This is a genomic window from Usitatibacter palustris (genome assembly GCF_013003985.1).
In the GTDB taxonomy this organism is placed as follows: Bacteria; Pseudomonadota; Gammaproteobacteria; order Burkholderiales; family Usitatibacteraceae; genus Usitatibacter; species Usitatibacter palustris.
In genome coordinates, this window is the sequence record NZ_CP053073.1 from 3,213,299 (window position 1) to 3,226,401 (window position 13,103).

The 13,103-nt window shown below is 67.1% G+C and carries 18 protein-coding genes and 1 riboswitch; of the genes, 4 read left to right on the forward strand and 14 right to left on the reverse strand.

Annotated features, from left to right (window positions below; translation table 11 throughout):
- Positions 1-7: 7 nt before the first annotated feature.
- Genes metF through ahcY form a run of 3 tightly spaced genes read right to left on the reverse strand, consistent with a single transcriptional unit; the run spans position 8 to position 3,133 of the window.
- Entirely contained in the window at positions 8-853 is an 846-nt protein-coding gene (gene metF / locus DSM104440_RS15620) for a methylenetetrahydrofolate reductase [NAD(P)H] (RefSeq protein WP_171164245.1), read from the reverse strand.
- Positions 854-855: 2 nt separating this feature from the next.
- The gene (locus DSM104440_RS15625; protein ID WP_171164246.1) at positions 856-1,707 is read right to left on the reverse strand and encodes an alpha/beta hydrolase family protein; all 852 of its coding nucleotides are present in this window, start codon (positions 1,705-1,707) and stop codon (positions 856-858) included.
- A 10-nt stretch (positions 1,708-1,717) separates the two neighbouring features.
- Positions 1,718-3,133 carry an adenosylhomocysteinase gene (ahcY, locus tag DSM104440_RS15630; protein WP_171164248.1) on the reverse strand — a complete coding sequence of 472 codons (1,416 nt, stop codon included), beginning with the start codon at positions 3,131-3,133 and terminating at the stop codon, positions 1,718-1,720.
- A gap of 86 nt (positions 3,134-3,219) precedes the next feature.
- Positions 3,220-3,295, reverse strand: a riboswitch (S-adenosyl-L-homocysteine riboswitch).
- A 105-nt stretch (positions 3,296-3,400) separates the two neighbouring features.
- On the opposite strand from ahcY, the gene DSM104440_RS15635 reads away from it, so the two are divergent.
- The gene (locus tag DSM104440_RS15635) at positions 3,401-4,030 is read left to right on the forward strand and encodes a glutathione S-transferase family protein (RefSeq protein WP_171164250.1); all 630 of its coding nucleotides are present in this window, start codon (positions 3,401-3,403) and stop codon (positions 4,028-4,030) included.
- Between the two features lie 3 nt (positions 4,031-4,033).
- On the opposite strand, the gene DSM104440_RS15640 is transcribed toward DSM104440_RS15635, so the two are convergent.
- The 11 genes from DSM104440_RS15640 to metK form a co-directional block, all read right to left on the reverse strand.
- Positions 4,034-4,309: a hypothetical protein gene (locus tag DSM104440_RS15640; RefSeq protein WP_171164252.1), complete on the reverse strand. Its 276-nt coding sequence runs from the start codon at positions 4,307-4,309 to the stop codon at positions 4,034-4,036.
- Positions 4,310-4,483: 174 nt separating this feature from the next.
- The gene (locus tag DSM104440_RS15645) at positions 4,484-4,978 is read right to left on the reverse strand and encodes a glycoside hydrolase family 24 protein (protein ID WP_212758102.1); all 495 of its coding nucleotides are present in this window, start codon (positions 4,976-4,978) and stop codon (positions 4,484-4,486) included.
- Between the two features lie 16 nt (positions 4,979-4,994).
- Positions 4,995-5,378: a gas vesicle protein K gene (locus DSM104440_RS15650; RefSeq protein WP_212758103.1), complete on the reverse strand. Its 384-nt coding sequence runs from the start codon at positions 5,376-5,378 to the stop codon at positions 4,995-4,997.
- Between the two features lie 3 nt (positions 5,379-5,381).
- Positions 5,382-6,053 carry a GvpL/GvpF family gas vesicle protein gene (locus tag DSM104440_RS15655; protein ID WP_171164254.1) on the reverse strand — a complete coding sequence of 224 codons (672 nt, stop codon included), beginning with the start codon at positions 6,051-6,053 and terminating at the stop codon, positions 5,382-5,384.
- Complete coding sequence (locus tag DSM104440_RS15660) at positions 6,050-6,313, reverse strand: gas vesicle protein (protein WP_171164256.1); 264 nt, start codon at positions 6,311-6,313, stop codon at positions 6,050-6,052. Before DSM104440_RS15660 ends, DSM104440_RS15655 begins: the two co-directional genes overlap by 4 nt.
- The gene (locus DSM104440_RS15665) at positions 6,310-7,071 is read right to left on the reverse strand and encodes a GvpL/GvpF family gas vesicle protein (RefSeq protein ID WP_171164257.1); all 762 of its coding nucleotides are present in this window, start codon (positions 7,069-7,071) and stop codon (positions 6,310-6,312) included. The genes DSM104440_RS15660 and DSM104440_RS15665 overlap by 4 nt, the downstream gene beginning before the upstream one ends.
- Positions 7,068-7,397, reverse strand: a complete 330-nt coding sequence (locus tag DSM104440_RS15670; RefSeq protein WP_171164260.1) for a gas vesicle protein GvpG — start codon at positions 7,395-7,397, stop codon at positions 7,068-7,070. Before DSM104440_RS15670 ends, DSM104440_RS15665 begins: the two co-directional genes overlap by 4 nt.
- An 11-nt stretch (positions 7,398-7,408) precedes the next feature.
- Positions 7,409-8,065, reverse strand: a complete 657-nt coding sequence (locus DSM104440_RS15675; RefSeq protein ID WP_171164262.1) for a GvpL/GvpF family gas vesicle protein — start codon at positions 8,063-8,065, stop codon at positions 7,409-7,411.
- Positions 8,066-8,189: 124 nt separating this feature from the next.
- Positions 8,190-8,537 carry a gas vesicle structural protein GvpA gene (gene gvpA / locus DSM104440_RS15680; protein WP_171164264.1) on the reverse strand — a complete coding sequence of 116 codons (348 nt, stop codon included), beginning with the start codon at positions 8,535-8,537 and terminating at the stop codon, positions 8,190-8,192.
- Positions 8,538-8,549: 12 nt separating this feature from the next.
- The gene (locus tag DSM104440_RS15685) at positions 8,550-8,957 is read right to left on the reverse strand and encodes a gas vesicle protein (protein WP_171166023.1); all 408 of its coding nucleotides are present in this window, start codon (positions 8,955-8,957) and stop codon (positions 8,550-8,552) included.
- A 195-nt stretch (positions 8,958-9,152) separates the two neighbouring features.
- On the reverse strand, positions 9,153-10,367 hold the full coding sequence (gene metK, locus DSM104440_RS15690) for a methionine adenosyltransferase (RefSeq protein ID WP_171164266.1): 1,215 nt from the start codon (positions 10,365-10,367) through the stop codon (positions 9,153-9,155).
- 144 nt (positions 10,368-10,511) lie between these two features.
- On the opposite strand from metK, the gene DSM104440_RS15695 reads away from it, so the two are divergent.
- From DSM104440_RS15695 to DSM104440_RS15705, 3 genes are read left to right on the forward strand one after another with little or no spacing between them, the layout of a single operon-like run.
- Positions 10,512-11,330 (forward strand): lysophospholipid acyltransferase family protein, encoded by an 819-nt coding sequence (locus DSM104440_RS15695; protein WP_246212024.1) that lies wholly within the window; start codon positions 10,512-10,514, stop codon positions 11,328-11,330.
- Between the two features lie 2 nt (positions 11,331-11,332).
- The gene (locus DSM104440_RS15700; RefSeq protein WP_171164270.1) at positions 11,333-12,616 is read left to right on the forward strand and encodes an NAD(P)H-binding protein; all 1,284 of its coding nucleotides are present in this window, start codon (positions 11,333-11,335) and stop codon (positions 12,614-12,616) included.
- Positions 12,616-13,089, forward strand: a complete 474-nt coding sequence (locus DSM104440_RS15705) for a DUF2269 family protein (RefSeq protein WP_171164272.1) — start codon at positions 12,616-12,618, stop codon at positions 13,087-13,089. Before DSM104440_RS15700 ends, DSM104440_RS15705 begins: the two co-directional genes overlap by 1 nt.
- Positions 13,090-13,103: the final 14 nt, after the last annotated feature.

The window sequence follows — 13,103 nt, forward strand, 5'->3', positions numbered from 1 at the left end:
TTCGTGCCTAGAGGCCCAGGCGTTGCCAGATCGTCGAGGTGGGTCCTGCCTGGTTGAGCGTGTAGAAGTGCAAGCCGGGCGCGCCCTGCTGGAGCAGGCGATCGCAAAGCTCGGTGACGACGTCGAGGCCGAAGGCCTTGATCGACGCCGTGTCGTCGCCGAAGCCTTCGAGCTTCATGCGCATCCAGCGCGGAATCTCCGCGCCGCAGGCGTCCGAGAAGCGCGCGAGCTGGGAAAAATTCTGGATCGGCATGATCCCCGGGACGATCGGCAGGTCGATGCCCAGCGCCTCGACCTGGTCGACGAAGTGGAAGTACGCATCCGCATTGAAGAAGTACTGCGTGATCGCCGAGCTCGCGCCCGCATCGACCTTGGCCTTGAATGCGGCGAGGTCGGCCTGCGCCTTGCGCGCCTGCGGGTGGTACTCCGGATAAGCGGCCACTTCGATGTGGAACGCGCTCCCGGTTTCCTCGCGGATGAACTGCACGAGCTCCGAGGCGTAGCGGAATTCACCCGACACGGCCATGCCTGAAGGAAGGTCGCCGCGCAGCGCGACGATGCGCTTGATGCCGTTGGTGCGGTACTCGTTGATCACTTCGCGGATCGATTCGCGCGTCGACGCGACGCACGAAATATGCGGCGCGGCTTCGTGGCCTTCGGCGCGGATCTCGAGCACGGTGGCGAGCGTGCCCTCGCGCGTCGAGCCGCCCGCGCCGAAGGTCACGGAAAAGAACGCGGGGTCGAGCTGCGCGAGCTGCCTGCGCGTGGCGCGAAGCTTCTCCACGCCCTCGGGCGTCTTCGGCGGGAAGAACTCGAAGCTGAAGAGGCGCGGCCGCTTGCGTTGCGATTGCATGGTCATTGTCCGTGGGTCGTGGTGCGCAGGAACTTCTCGACGGGCTCGGCCCAGTTCGCGACGTTGCCGAAATAGAGGTGCCCGTCCCTGCCGAATGGAGGCATCTGCATAAGCTGCGCGCGCCCGCCCGCAGCGGTGAAGGCGCCGTGCATGCGGCGCACCAGCGCGGGACCGAAGTACAGGTCGTTCTCGCTGTAGATCCAAAGCTGCGGCACGCGCGAGGTCTTGCCATAGCGTGCAACGGCATCCACCAGGTTCTCTTCGACGCACACGGAACCCGGCGCTTGCGATCCGCGCCCTCCGGCAAAGTTGACCACTGCGACAAGACCCTCGATCGGCTGCGACGACGCCGCGATCGAACCCCAGCCGCCGGCGGATTGACCGACGAGCACGACACGCTTCGCATCGAGCGCGGGATTGCCGCGAACCGCCGCGAGCGACGCCGTGATGTCGCGCACGGTCTCGAGCCCGGCGTTGTAGTAGTCGGGTCCCCGGCACGAGCCGTAGCCTTCGGCCCAGTCGCCGCCGGAATCGCCGTAACCGCGGCGCGTCGGCACGAGAACGGCAAAGCCCATCGCGACGAATGCGCGGCTCTGCGCCTGCAGGCGCACGCGCCCGCCGCGCCGGCGGTCATCCGGGTTGCGCGGACTGCCGTGGGAAAGCACGGCGACCGGGAACGGACCCGGGCCGGGCGGTTGATAGAGCGTGACTTCGATTTCGTCGGGTCGGCCCCAGGTGGCCGGGACCGACGCGCGCAAGACTTTCTCGATGGGCGGTTCACGCGCATCGGGAAGAGCGGCCGCCGCGGAAAGAACCGCGGCGGCGCTCGCAATCGCGACGAGGCCGCGAAGCATTGCGGACCGGTTAGTAACGATAGTGATCGGCCTTGTAGGGGCCGGACTTCGCGACACCGATGTACTTCGCCTGCTCGTCGCTGAGGACGGTGAGGTTCGCGTTGAGCTTCGCCAGCTGCAGGCGCGCGACCTTCTCGTCGAGGTGCTTGGGGAGCACGTACACGCCGATCGGGTACTTCTTGATGTTGCCGAACAGCTCGATCTGCGCGATCACCTGGTTGGCAAACGAGGAGCTCATCACGTACGACGGGTGGCCCGTGCCGCAGCCGAGGTTCACGAGGCGGCCTTCGGCGAGCAGGATGATGCGCTTGCCGTCCGGGAAGATCACGTGGTCGACCTGGGGCTTGATGTTCTCCCACTTGTATTGCTTCACCGAAGCAATGTCGATCTCGTTGTCGAAGTGCCCGATGTTGCACACGATGGCGTTGTTCTTCATCGCCTTCATGTGGGCGTGCGTGATCACCTGGTAGTTGCCGGTGGCGGTCACGAAGATGTCCGCGTGCGGCGCGGCTTCTTCCATCGTCACCACGCGGTAGCCTTCCATCGCCGCCTGCAGCGCGCAGATCGGATCGATCTCCGTGACCCACACCTGGGCGGAGAGCGCGCGCAGCGCCTGCGCCGAACCCTTGCCGACGTCCCCGTAGCCCGCGACGAGCGCGATCTTGCCCGCGACCATCACGTCGGTGGCGCGCTTGATGCCGTCGACCAGCGACTCGCGGCAGCCGTAGAGGTTGTCGAACTTGCTCTTGGTGACCGAGTCGTTCACGTTGATCGCCGGGAACTTGAGCGAGCCGTCCTGCGCCATCTGGTAGAGGCGCTTCACGCCCGTCGTGGTCTCTTCGGTCACGCCCATCACCTTCGAAAGGCGCGTCGAATACCAGGTCGGGTCGGTGGCGAGCTTCGCCTTGATGGAATTGAAGAGGCAGGTTTCCTCTTCGCTGCCCGGCTTCGAGATGATCGAGGCATCCTTCTCGGCGCGCGCGCCGATGTGAAGGAGCAGCGTGGCATCGCCGCCGTCGTCGAGGATCATGTTCGTGTAGCCGTTGTCGGGCCACTCGAAGATGCGGTGCGTGTAATCCCAGTACTCGTCGAGCGTCTCGCCCTTCACGGCGAAGACGGCGGTGCCGCCCGCGGCGATCGCGGCGGCCGCGTGGTCCTGCGTCGAGAAGATGTTGCACGAGGCCCAGCGGACATCGGCACCGAGGGCCTTGAGCGTCTCGATCAGCACCGCGGTCTGGATGGTCATGTGCAGCGAGCCCGTGACCCGCGCGCCCTTCAGCGGCTTCGAGGCGGAGAACTCCTCGCGGATGGCCATCAGGCCGGGCATCTCGGTTTCGGCGATCAGGATTTCCTTGCGGCCCCAATCGGCGAGCTTCATGTCGGCGACCTTGTAGTCGGTGCCGGCGGCTTTCAATACAGCATTCATGGTCGGTCCTTTCGTCAAGGCGACCAGCTCGAGGCGGGAGAACGAGAGTGCGGAACAATCCGCTCGTCCGCCGTGAAGCCAGTCACGGTTAACGAGCGCCGTTGCAGTGGAGATTCCCTGAGCCTGGCGGACATGGCGTCCGTTGCAACGCTCCTCAGGAGAGGCGCCATTTTACCCGAGACCGGCGGGCCGCGCAGCCGCCAAATTAGGGCGGATTCCGGCCGTAACGCGTGCTACGTTGCAGCCAAATTCCCGGAGGAACTGTCCATGAAGAAGCCCTTGCTGGTCGGTGCAGCCGGCTGCGGATCCGTCATCGTCGAATGCGGATTCAATGTCGCCGGCCTCGCCTATGACTACGAACAGGTCGACTACGCCGACGACAGCCCGACGCGCCCTCGCCTGCTCGAGCTCAATCCGCTGGGCCAGGTGCCCACGCTGGTGCTGCCCGACGGCAAGGTGATCGCCGAGAGCTTCGCCATGCTCCACTGGATCCAGGACCAGGTGCCCGCCGCGCCGCTCATTCCGCCCAAGGGGGACGCGGCACGCACGGACTTCTATCGATGGGGGGTGTTCCTGATCGCCGCGGTTTATCCCACGTGGACGTACGGCGACGACGGGAAGAAGTGGGTGGCGGGCGACGCGGCGGCCGGCAAGGCCCTGCGCGAAGCCACCGACGATCACCGCAAGAAACTGCTCAAGCAGATGGAAGCGGCGTGCTCGGCGCCGCACTTCCTTGGCGAGCGCTTCAGTGCGATCGACCTTTATCTCGCGGCGATGAGCCACTGGCGGCCGGGCCGCAAGTGGTGGGCCTCCGATGCGCCGAAACTGCTCGCCGTCGCCGATGCCGCGAAGGCGCGACCCGAAGTCGGCAAGGTTCTCGCGCGCGACTTCAGCTGAGCGTCAGCCGCGGGCGCCGAACTTGTACTTCTCGGTGCCTTCGTCCTCGGCGTTCTCGACCTTCTGGAGCTTCGGCTTCTCGGAGAGCAGACCGAACGTGTCCTGCAACGTGATCGCGGCGAGGACGAGATCCTCGCTGTCGCTCTGCGTCGCCTTCGAAAGCACTTCGGAAGCGTAGTTACGGTCGTGGGTGAGGCGCTGCACGTCGATCTCGAGGCCCAGGGCCTTGCGGGCCGAGACCTTCACCTTCGCGAGCAGCTTGAGCGTTTCCTGGTCCATGGGACGAACTCCTCCTGTTGGGGGTGGGTGCGCTACTCCGAGGAGGGTTGTTGCGGGCGTGCCTCATAGGGCACGCCTCTCGTGTGGCGACATTGGGCCACAGGCGAGTGCAAATATCCAATGCGGTATCGCACAGTTTCCGCAGGGAAAACCCGGCGGGCGAACTCGTTCAGCTCACGCCTGGGCCCGGCGGCGTCGGGCAGGTGACGGCTTGCCCGCGTAGTGCTGGTAGGTCGCCATGACCTGTTCGAACGTGCGCTCGGGCTGCCCGTAGCCGGCGCCCGGAAGGCTTGCCCACTCCTTGCGGCACTTGCGCACGGCTTCCGCGATCCGGCCCGCGATCACGTCCTCGAGCGCGCCGCGCTGCGCGATGAGCGCCACGGCTCCGAGGTCCTGGTTGTCCGGTGAGAAATCCTCGAACTGGAATTGCCGGACCAGCCCGTCCCACGTCCTCGCCAGGAATTGATACGCGCCGGCCGCCGTGGATGTAAGACGGCCTACAGTGACCTTGCGATGCGGGTGTTGCCAGGGCGGAACGTTGAAGAGAGCGCCGCCGAACATTACCCGGTACGCGGTGTCGGACTGATTCGACTCTCCCTGGCGGATCAGGCGCAGGAAAGCGACCACGTTCCTGTGCCGTACTGCGATACGGAATTCATCTCGTGTCATTCGAAGTCTCCTTCATTCACATCAGCCTGCCCAGCGGGCCGAGATCGAGATTCAAGTCGCGGCGCTTGAGGTCGAAGCGCTGCGCGAGATCGTCGACGGTCTGTTCGAGGATCATCAACGCACGGCCCACGTCTTCGATTTCGGCCGCGGTGAGCGAGCCGGCCTCCATGCGGGTGATCGCCTGGCGCTCGAGCAGGCTGCGCACGAATTCCACAAGCGTGAGCACGAGCTGCACCACGGAACGCTGCACGTCTTCGGGCCTGGCGTTCCAGCGCGGGGCACGCTCTGCCATCCCTTCGAGCTCCGAGCACAGCGGCGCGAGCTCGGCGGCCGTCAGCCCGCCGGCAATACCAACCAGCGGCCTGCGCGTGGATCCCTTGGGATTCTTTTGCGTTGCCACTGGCTACAATCTTCCGAATGCGTACGGCGGGAACGGACCGGTGAGCGTCATGCGAACGCACTCGGCCTCGGCGGTGCGATGCATGGCCCGGGCATAGGCCGCCACGCAACCCTGCGGAACCAGGTGATGAACACTGACGATTCCCGCCCGCTTCTCGATCCGCTCGGCGCGCACCCACCGCGAAACGGCGGGCAGGAGCGGCGCGAGGGAAGGCACCTCGTCCTCGCGGACCGTGGTGATCGCCCGAGCCTGGAGGTACGCACGGCCTGTGGCGGCGCGCGCGTCCTGGTCGGACTTCGCCGGCCGCCCGCACCCGTGGTCGACTCCCCTCAGCGTCATCTGCACGCGGCCTCGCAGGAGGCACAGCTTCGCCCGCAATGGGGTCGCGTGCGCCTCGAGGACCTGCCGCAGGTCCTCGGTGCCGGCGAGGCAGCTTCCGAAGCGAAGGGGAACGACCGCCGGAAACCGGCAGGCAAGCGCGCGCACGACGGCGTCGTGCTTTCGGAAAGCGGTGATGTTCACGCGCGGGGCACGAACCAATTCGCCGATGACCGCCGCCAATCCCGCGGCGGCGAAGATCTGCAGCGGCTCGCCGGCCACGCCGGTCAGGTCCACGCGCGCATGCAAGCGCGGACACACTGCATAGACATACAGGAGGGACCGGGCCGGCTTCATGGGCCCGCAGTCCGGTGCCGCCGCGTACGGCGCCTGTGGGGATGCTTCACCGCACCAATCGTGGCGGTCGGCAAAACGCGATGGGCGGCGCACAGCACGACCCACAGGCGCGCGTACACGAGGTCCACGTTCGCCAGGCCGAGGACGAGCTCGCCATCGAGCACTACTCCCTGGTTGAGCACGTGGTCGAGCAGATCGAGAAGCGAGCCCTCGCCGGTACGGAAGACCGTCGGTGGCGTGCGTGAAATGGCGCGTGTCATCGGACGAAGTCGTACGGGGGCCAGGGGCCGGTGAGCGAGACGGCGATGCCCGCCTCGCCCAGCTCCTGCGTCCTGCGGCGCAGCGCCGCGCGGAAGGCGCTCGCCCCCCGCGACGGCACGAGGAACGTGGCATCGAGCAGCAGGCGCGAAGACGCGGCGGCCTCTGCTTCGGAAGGCCCGCGGCGGCACGCCTTGGCCGCAACGCTCGTCAGCGCATCGAAGACCCGGCCGGCCTTCGCGCGCGCTGTCGCGAGCCGGATACTTCCGGTGTCCCGAACGTCGCGCTTGCCCGCCAGGTAGGCGGCGCCCGTAGCGGCCCGCGCGGAAGGCAGGACGGTCGCCTGGGCGTTCCACGTCAGGCGCACGACCCATTCGACGCGCCGCTCGACGCCGTCGAGGAGGCCCTCGATGCGCTCCCTGCTGTCCGACACATACTTCACCGCGCGGCGATCGCACGTGAACAGCGTGAGCACCGGCATCGGCAGCAATGCGGGCGCGCGAAGGAAATGCTCCACGACCGCTTCGTGGGCGAGCGCACGCGGCGCGAGCCAGTCGATGTCCTGCAGGCCACGCCGCACCGCGTCAGCGTCGTAGTCGCGCGCGGGCACGCTGCTCACCGCGAGCCAGAGGTGCTCGCCCGCAGGCAGCAGCCGCAGCGGCGCGCTGGCGGGCGGACCCTCCGGGGCTCCGAGCAGTGATGGACGTCGCCACGCGCGCACGAGCGCGTAGACATAAGTGAGGAATGCGTCGTCGCTCATCGGCCCCTCCCTCGTGACACGGCGGGCTCGTGAAAGTCGCCCGCGACATTCGCATCGACCTCGAAGCCGCCATCCTCCGCGGCAAAGTCGATCGGCCCGTGCGCCTGCGCGCGGCGCTGCTTGATCTCGTGAATGCTTGCGAGCAGTTCGCCCTCGAGCTCGGCTCGCTCCTCCTGCGTGATCTCCCCGGCCTCGGCGCGCATCTCGACGTCGAGCAGCGCGGCGCGCAGGCCGCTGTCGTCGTCCTGCTCGGCTTGCGCCGCCGCGACGAGGGTCTTCAGCGCCCAACGCACGCCGGACAACACCGCCGAATCGAGCAGGAACATGGCTCCTCCAGTCAGGCGACGCGTTCCAGCTTGAGCCGGACGTTCACGAAGTTGTACGGCGGCCAGGGACCGGTGTACCGGAAGACCAGGTGGGGAAACTTCCGCGCGATCTCCTTCGTGCGGTCCACGAATTTCGACTCGCCATTGCGAGGCACGAGGAACGCGGCGTTCAGGATCATCCGATCCCCGACCGGCGGAGTGAGGCGCGAAGCCACCGAGACTTCGCGCAGCCGCTGCAGGCCCTCGTCGAGGTGACGCCCGGCGCGACTCTCCAGGTCACCTTCCGTGGGTGGGCCGGGGGGCATGGGGTCGACCGGGACATCGGCAGGCAGGAGCACCTTGAGGCCGAACTCCACGCGGTCCTCCACCTTCTGCAGGACTTCGGAAAACGCGTCATGCGCGGCGCGCAGCAACTTGACCGCGTCCTTGCGACTCCGGCACACCATCCCGAAATTCATCGGTATCACCGTGCGGTCGCCCATCACGGCCTGGTTCACGCGGTCGTGGGCCAGCACGCGGTCGCGCGTCGGATCGAGCGTGGCACTCGACACGTCGGAAGCGACGGCAGCGAGGTCCCCGACCTCGATCAGGTAGACGTCGGGCCAGTGCGCGTCGATGCCGATGGGCCCGACCTTGAGTGGCCGGGATCGGCGGACGACGCCGTACAAATAACACGCCCGCTCTTCCGGCGCGGATGCCGCCGGGCCGCGATCAAGCCGCTCGTTGCGAGATGACCGCTTTGTCCCTCCGACTGTCCGCGCCATGGAGCCCTCCCTGCTTTTCACCTGGGTCCTACGCCCGTACCGCAACCTGGCGCGCGCGGTTCGCGCGAACCGGCGGCGTCAAGCGGCGGCTGTCCTCGAGCTGCGCGCGCAGCGCGACATTCTCTGCGGTGAGTTCGGCGTACCCTCGCGACGCTTCCATCTGCGGAGGCGCGGCGGTCGGCAACGCGCCGACGGCACCGGCATACCGGATGTAGGTATCGATCGACGAGATGATCACGCGCGCTTCGACGGTGACCAGGTCGATGCCCACGATCGAGACGCGTACCCACGCGTCGACCACGATTCCCTTGTCGAGAACGCGGTCGAGGACGTCGACCAGACTTGATCCACCTGTTCCTGCATGTTGGACGTTCATGGCTTGTCTTCCTTAAGTTGAAAGTGACGACTTGGATGCGCGCGACGGCGGGCGCGCGCGCGCGGGCCGCCGCTCGAGCGCGGCGACCGGCCGCGTGAGCGCTCGCGGTTGCTTGCGCAAAGCGGCGTCTTTCCGTGAAACCGGGGCCCGTCCCGGCGAAAAGTGGCGGTCGTGCTTCCACCAGTCCAGGCCGATCTGCTCCGCCTTGTCGATCGAACAGACAATGAGGCGGATACGGAGGGTGAGGAGCTCGATGTCGGCGAGAGAGACCTTGATGTCCCCGGCAATGACCAGGCCCTTGTCGAGGACGAGTTCGAGGACGTCCACGAGGCTCGCCGCGCCGGGATGGACACGGCGCGAAGGCGGGTCACAGGGCACCGTAGAGGCCGCTTGGCGCGGCGGTGTCCCCAGTTGATGCATGTTCTTCACTGCTTGTTGCCCTCGCGCCGACCGCGTGGGTAACGTGGGTAAATACCTACTCGCACTGCGCCGCGAAGCTCGCGGTTAATTAACGTCTGTTAATTCCGACTGGTGCCGCGGCGAGAAGTTCACGGACGATGCCGCGAAAAAAAAGCCGCGGATTCCGCGGCTTTTTCATTGCAATAGTTACCGCCTTCAGTCGGCGGCGGCCATCGCTTTCTTCACCTCACCCTTGAGGCCCGCGGCGTCGCGCAGGAGCGCGGCCTTGTCCGTGGCTTCCCAGGAGAACTCCGGCTCTTCGCGGCCGAAGTGGCCGTAGGCGGCCGTCTTCGCGTAGATCGGGCGGAGGAGGTCGAGCATCTGCACGATGCCCTTCGGGCGGAGGTCGAAGTGCTCCGCGATCAGCTTGGCGATGACGTCGTCGTCCACCGCGCCCGTGCCGTGCGTGTACACGGTGATGTTGATGGGCTTGGCCACGCCGATCGCGTAGCTCACCTGGATTTCGCACTCACGCGCGAGGCCGGCGGCGACGACGTTCTTCGCCACGTAACGCGCGGCGTACGCGGCCGAGCGGTCGACCTTCGAGGGATCCTTGCCGGAGAACGCACCGCCGCCGTGGGCGCAGGCGCCGCCGTACGTGTCGACGATGATCTTGCGGCCGGTGAGGCCGCAGTCACCCTGCGGACCGCCGATGACGAAGCGGCCGGTCGGGTTCACGAGGTACTTCGTGTTCTTGAGGAATTCCTTCGGGAGCACCGGCTTGATGATCTGCTCGACCACCGCCTCGACGAACTCCTTCTTCATCTTCGCGCCCTCGGACATCTCGGGCGAATGCTGCGAGGAGAGCACCACGGTGTCGATTTCGACGGGCTTGCCGCCGACATAGCGGAACGTGACCTGGCTCTTCGCATCCGGGCGCAGGTAGGGCATGCGGCCGTCCTTGCGGAGCATCGCCTGGCGCTCGACGAGGCGGTGCGCGTAGTAGATCGGCGCCGGCATGAGCACGGGCGTTTCGTCGCACGCGTAGCCGAACATGAGGCCCTGGTCGCCCGCGCCCTGGTCGAGGTTGTCGTCGTGGGCCTTGTCCACGCCCTGCGCGATGTCGGGGCTCTGCTTGTCGTAGCAGACCATGACCGCGCAGCCGCGATAATCGATGCCGTAGTCCGTGTTGTCGTAGCCGATGCGCTTGATCGTCTCGCGCGCGATCTGGTGGTAATCGATCACCGCGTTGGTCGTGATCTCACCGGCCAGCACGACCAGGCCGGTGTTGCACAGCGTCTCGGCGGCGACGCGCGAGCGCTTGTCCTGGGCGAGGATCGCATCCAGGACGCCGTCGGAAATCTGGTCGGCGACCTTGTCGGGATGCCCTTCGGAGACGGATTCGGAGGTGAACAGGAACTCGTTTTTCATGGTTGAAAGAACTCGCTTTTCAGGGTCAATGGCATCGTGCGAAATCAAGCCTTGTATTCTAACAAATAGCGTCCCTTTTTCCGAACCGACTTGAGGCTCCTTTTCCGACTCCTTGCCCGCCTTTCGCTCCGGGCGAACCACGCCTTGGGCGGCCTGCTGGGCCGGGTGGTATTCGCCCTGTCGCCCCGGTATCGCCGGCGCGCCCTCGAGAACCTCGGCGCGAGCGGACTGGCCGGTGACGCCGAGGACGTGCGGCGCATGGCCCGCGAGAACGCGACCCAGATCGGCATGGGTGTGACCGAGCTCGCGTGGGCCCTGTTCCGGCCGCCCGAGGATGTCACTCGTGCGGTCAGGGACGAGGTCGGCTGGGAAGCGGTCGAGCGGGCCCGCACGGGCGGCCGGGCCGTGATCTTCGTCACGCCCCACCTCGGCAGCTACGACATCGCCGGGCGCCACCTGTGGACGCGCCTGCCGATCCTCGCGATGTACCGGCCCCACAAGATCGGCTGGCTCGACGAGCTCATCCGCGAAGGCCGCAACCGGGGCGCCTCGTTCGATGGGAGCAACGTGGCACCGGCGACGATGGCCGGCGTGAAGATGCTCCTCAAGCACCTGCGCAAAGGCGGATGCAGCGTCGTGTTGCCCGACCAGGTCCCCGGCGAGGGCGATGGCGTATGGGCGCCCTTCTTCGGGAGGCCCGCGTACACGATGACGCTGCTGGGCCGGCTGCAGGAATCGTCGGGGGCGGTCCTCGTGTTCTGCTACGCCGAACGCCTGGCACTCGGCGAGGGCTTTCGCATGCACTACACGGTGCTCGACGGGAACCTGAGCGACGACCGCGCCGTCGCCGCGCGCCAGGTGAATGCGATGGTCGAACGCCTGGTTCGCGAATGCCCCTCGCAATACCTGTGGGGCTACAACCGCTACAAGCATCCGGCGGGCGCTCCGCCGCCTCCGGCCTGACGATGCGCATCCTCCTTCTCGGCGCGAACGGATTCATCGGCGGCTACCTGATGGCGAACCTGCGATCGCGCGGCCATGAGGTGATCGCCGCGGTGCGCGATCCGGAACGCCTCGCCGGTGCGGCGAAGCCGGCAGCGATCCGCGTCGATCTCAACAACGACGTCACGCCCGAAGCGTGGATGCCGCGCCTCGCGGGCATCGACGCGGTCGTCAATTGCGCCGGCGTGCTGCAAGGCACGCAGCGCGATCGCATCGAGGCGATCCATGCCGCGGGGCCGATCGCGCTCTTCCAGGCGTGCGAGCGCGCCGGCGTGAAGCGTGTCGTGCAGATCTCGGCAGTGAGCGCGGTGCGCGAAGCGGGCACGGCCTATGCAACCTCCAAGCTCGAGGCCGACGAGTGGCTGCGCTCGAGCAAGCTCTCGTGGACCATCGTGCGGCCCTCGCTCGTGTACGCAGCAGGCGCCTACGGCGGAACGGCATTGTTCCGCGCGATCGCCGCGCTTCCCTTCGCGGTCCCGTTGCCCGGCGATGGCGAACAGCCATTCCAGCCGGTGCATGTCGACGACGTCTGCGCGGTCGTCGCGAAGGCCGTCGAAACCGACGCCCTGCTCGGAAAGACCGTGGACCCGGTAGGCCCGGGTGTCGTCACGCTGCGCGAAGTCCTTGCCGACCTGCGCCGCTGGATGGGACTGGGCGAAGCGCGCTTCGTGAAAGTGCCGATGGCGCTCGTGCGCTTCGGCGCGCGACTCGGAGATTGGTTCGGCGGCCCGGCCAACACCACCGCGATCCGCCAGCTCGAGTTCGGCAACGTTTCGGATTCCGCAGCCTTTCGCGCTGCAAGCGGCATCGAGGCCCGAGGGTGGCGTGAAGGACTCGATGCCCAACCCGCGCAATGGCAGGACCGGTGGCACGCGCGCCTCTACTTCGTTCGCCCGCTGCTGCGCGTCGCGCTGGGCGTTCTCTGGCTCGCCTCGGCTGTCATCGGATCGCTCGCGCTGGAGTCGGCCGCGCAGCTCATGGCGGTCCAGCTCAGGATCTCGGCGAGCATCACGTTCGGCACCCTCGCCGCGGCGTGCGTGGTCGACTTCGTCATCGGCTTGCTGGTGCTTACGCGGTGGCGACCCGGGCTCATGGGCGTCGTGCAGGTCGCGATGGTCCTGGGCTACACCGCGGCGATCAGCGTGCTCATGCCCGCGACGTGGGTCGATCCCTTCGGCGCCGTGCTGAAGAACATCGTGATCCTTCCCGCGATCCTCGCGCTCGCAGCGCTCGAGCAGGACCGCTGATGGATCCCACCGCCTACCTCGCCCTCAAGACCGTGCACATCCTGAGCTCGACCGTGCTGTTCGGCACGGGCATCGGCACGGCCTTTCACTTCTGGTGGGCGTACCGATCGGATCGCGTGCCGGCGATTGCCGCGGCCGCGCGCTCGACCGTGATCGCAGACTGGCTCTTCACCACCCCGGCGATCGTGATCCAGCCGGCAACCGGCCTCGCGTTGGCGCTCTCCATCGGCTTTCCGCTGGGCACGCCGTGGATCGCGTGGTCGATCGCGCTCTACCTCCTCGCGGGCGCCTGCTGGGTGCCCGTGGTGTTCATCCAGATGCGCCTGCGGGACATCGCGAACGCGTCCGAGCGCGATGGCACATCCCTGCCGCCGTCGTTCCATTTCCTGTTCCGCGCCTGGTTCATCCTCGGGTGGCCGGCCTTCATCGCGCTCGTCGCCGTGTTCTGGCTGATGGTCGCGAAGCCCACGTGACGCCGTCCTGAAAT

What these genes read in the sequence shown, in the direction of transcription:
- metF (WP_171164245.1), bottom strand. Translation starts at nt 853, where the DNA reads ATGCAATCGCAACGCAAGCGGCCGCGCCTCTTCAGCTTCGAGTTCTTC.
- DSM104440_RS15625 (WP_171164246.1), bottom strand. Translation starts at nt 1,707, where the DNA reads ATGCTTCGCGGCCTCGTCGCGATTGCGAGCGCCGCCGCGGTTCTTTCC.
- ahcY (WP_171164248.1), bottom strand. Translation starts at nt 3,133, where the DNA reads ATGAATGCTGTATTGAAAGCCGCCGGCACCGACTACAAGGTCGCCGAC.
- DSM104440_RS15635 (WP_171164250.1), top strand. Translation starts at nt 3,401, where the DNA reads ATGAAGAAGCCCTTGCTGGTCGGTGCAGCCGGCTGCGGATCCGTCATC.
- DSM104440_RS15640 (WP_171164252.1), bottom strand. Translation starts at nt 4,309, where the DNA reads ATGGACCAGGAAACGCTCAAGCTGCTCGCGAAGGTGAAGGTCTCGGCC.
- DSM104440_RS15645 (WP_212758102.1), bottom strand. Translation starts at nt 4,978, where the DNA reads ATGACACGAGATGAATTCCGTATCGCAGTACGGCACAGGAACGTGGTC.
- DSM104440_RS15655 (WP_171164254.1), bottom strand. Translation starts at nt 6,053, where the DNA reads ATGAAGCCGGCCCGGTCCCTCCTGTATGTCTATGCAGTGTGTCCGCGC.
- DSM104440_RS15660 (WP_171164256.1), bottom strand. Translation starts at nt 6,313, where the DNA reads ATGACACGCGCCATTTCACGCACGCCACCGACGGTCTTCCGTACCGGC.
- DSM104440_RS15665 (WP_171164257.1), bottom strand. Translation starts at nt 7,071, where the DNA reads ATGAGCGACGACGCATTCCTCACTTATGTCTACGCGCTCGTGCGCGCG.
- DSM104440_RS15670 (WP_171164260.1), bottom strand. Translation starts at nt 7,397, where the DNA reads ATGTTCCTGCTCGATTCGGCGGTGTTGTCCGGCGTGCGTTGGGCGCTG.
- gvpA (WP_171164264.1), bottom strand. Translation starts at nt 8,537, where the DNA reads ATGAACGTCCAACATGCAGGAACAGGTGGATCAAGTCTGGTCGACGTC.
- DSM104440_RS15685 (WP_171166023.1), bottom strand. Translation starts at nt 8,957, where the DNA reads ATGCATCAACTGGGGACACCGCCGCGCCAAGCGGCCTCTACGGTGCCC.
- metK (WP_171164266.1), bottom strand. Translation starts at nt 10,367, where the DNA reads ATGAAAAACGAGTTCCTGTTCACCTCCGAATCCGTCTCCGAAGGGCAT.
- DSM104440_RS15700 (WP_171164270.1), top strand. Translation starts at nt 11,333, where the DNA reads ATGCGCATCCTCCTTCTCGGCGCGAACGGATTCATCGGCGGCTACCTG.
- DSM104440_RS15705 (WP_171164272.1), top strand. Translation starts at nt 12,616, where the DNA reads ATGGATCCCACCGCCTACCTCGCCCTCAAGACCGTGCACATCCTGAGC.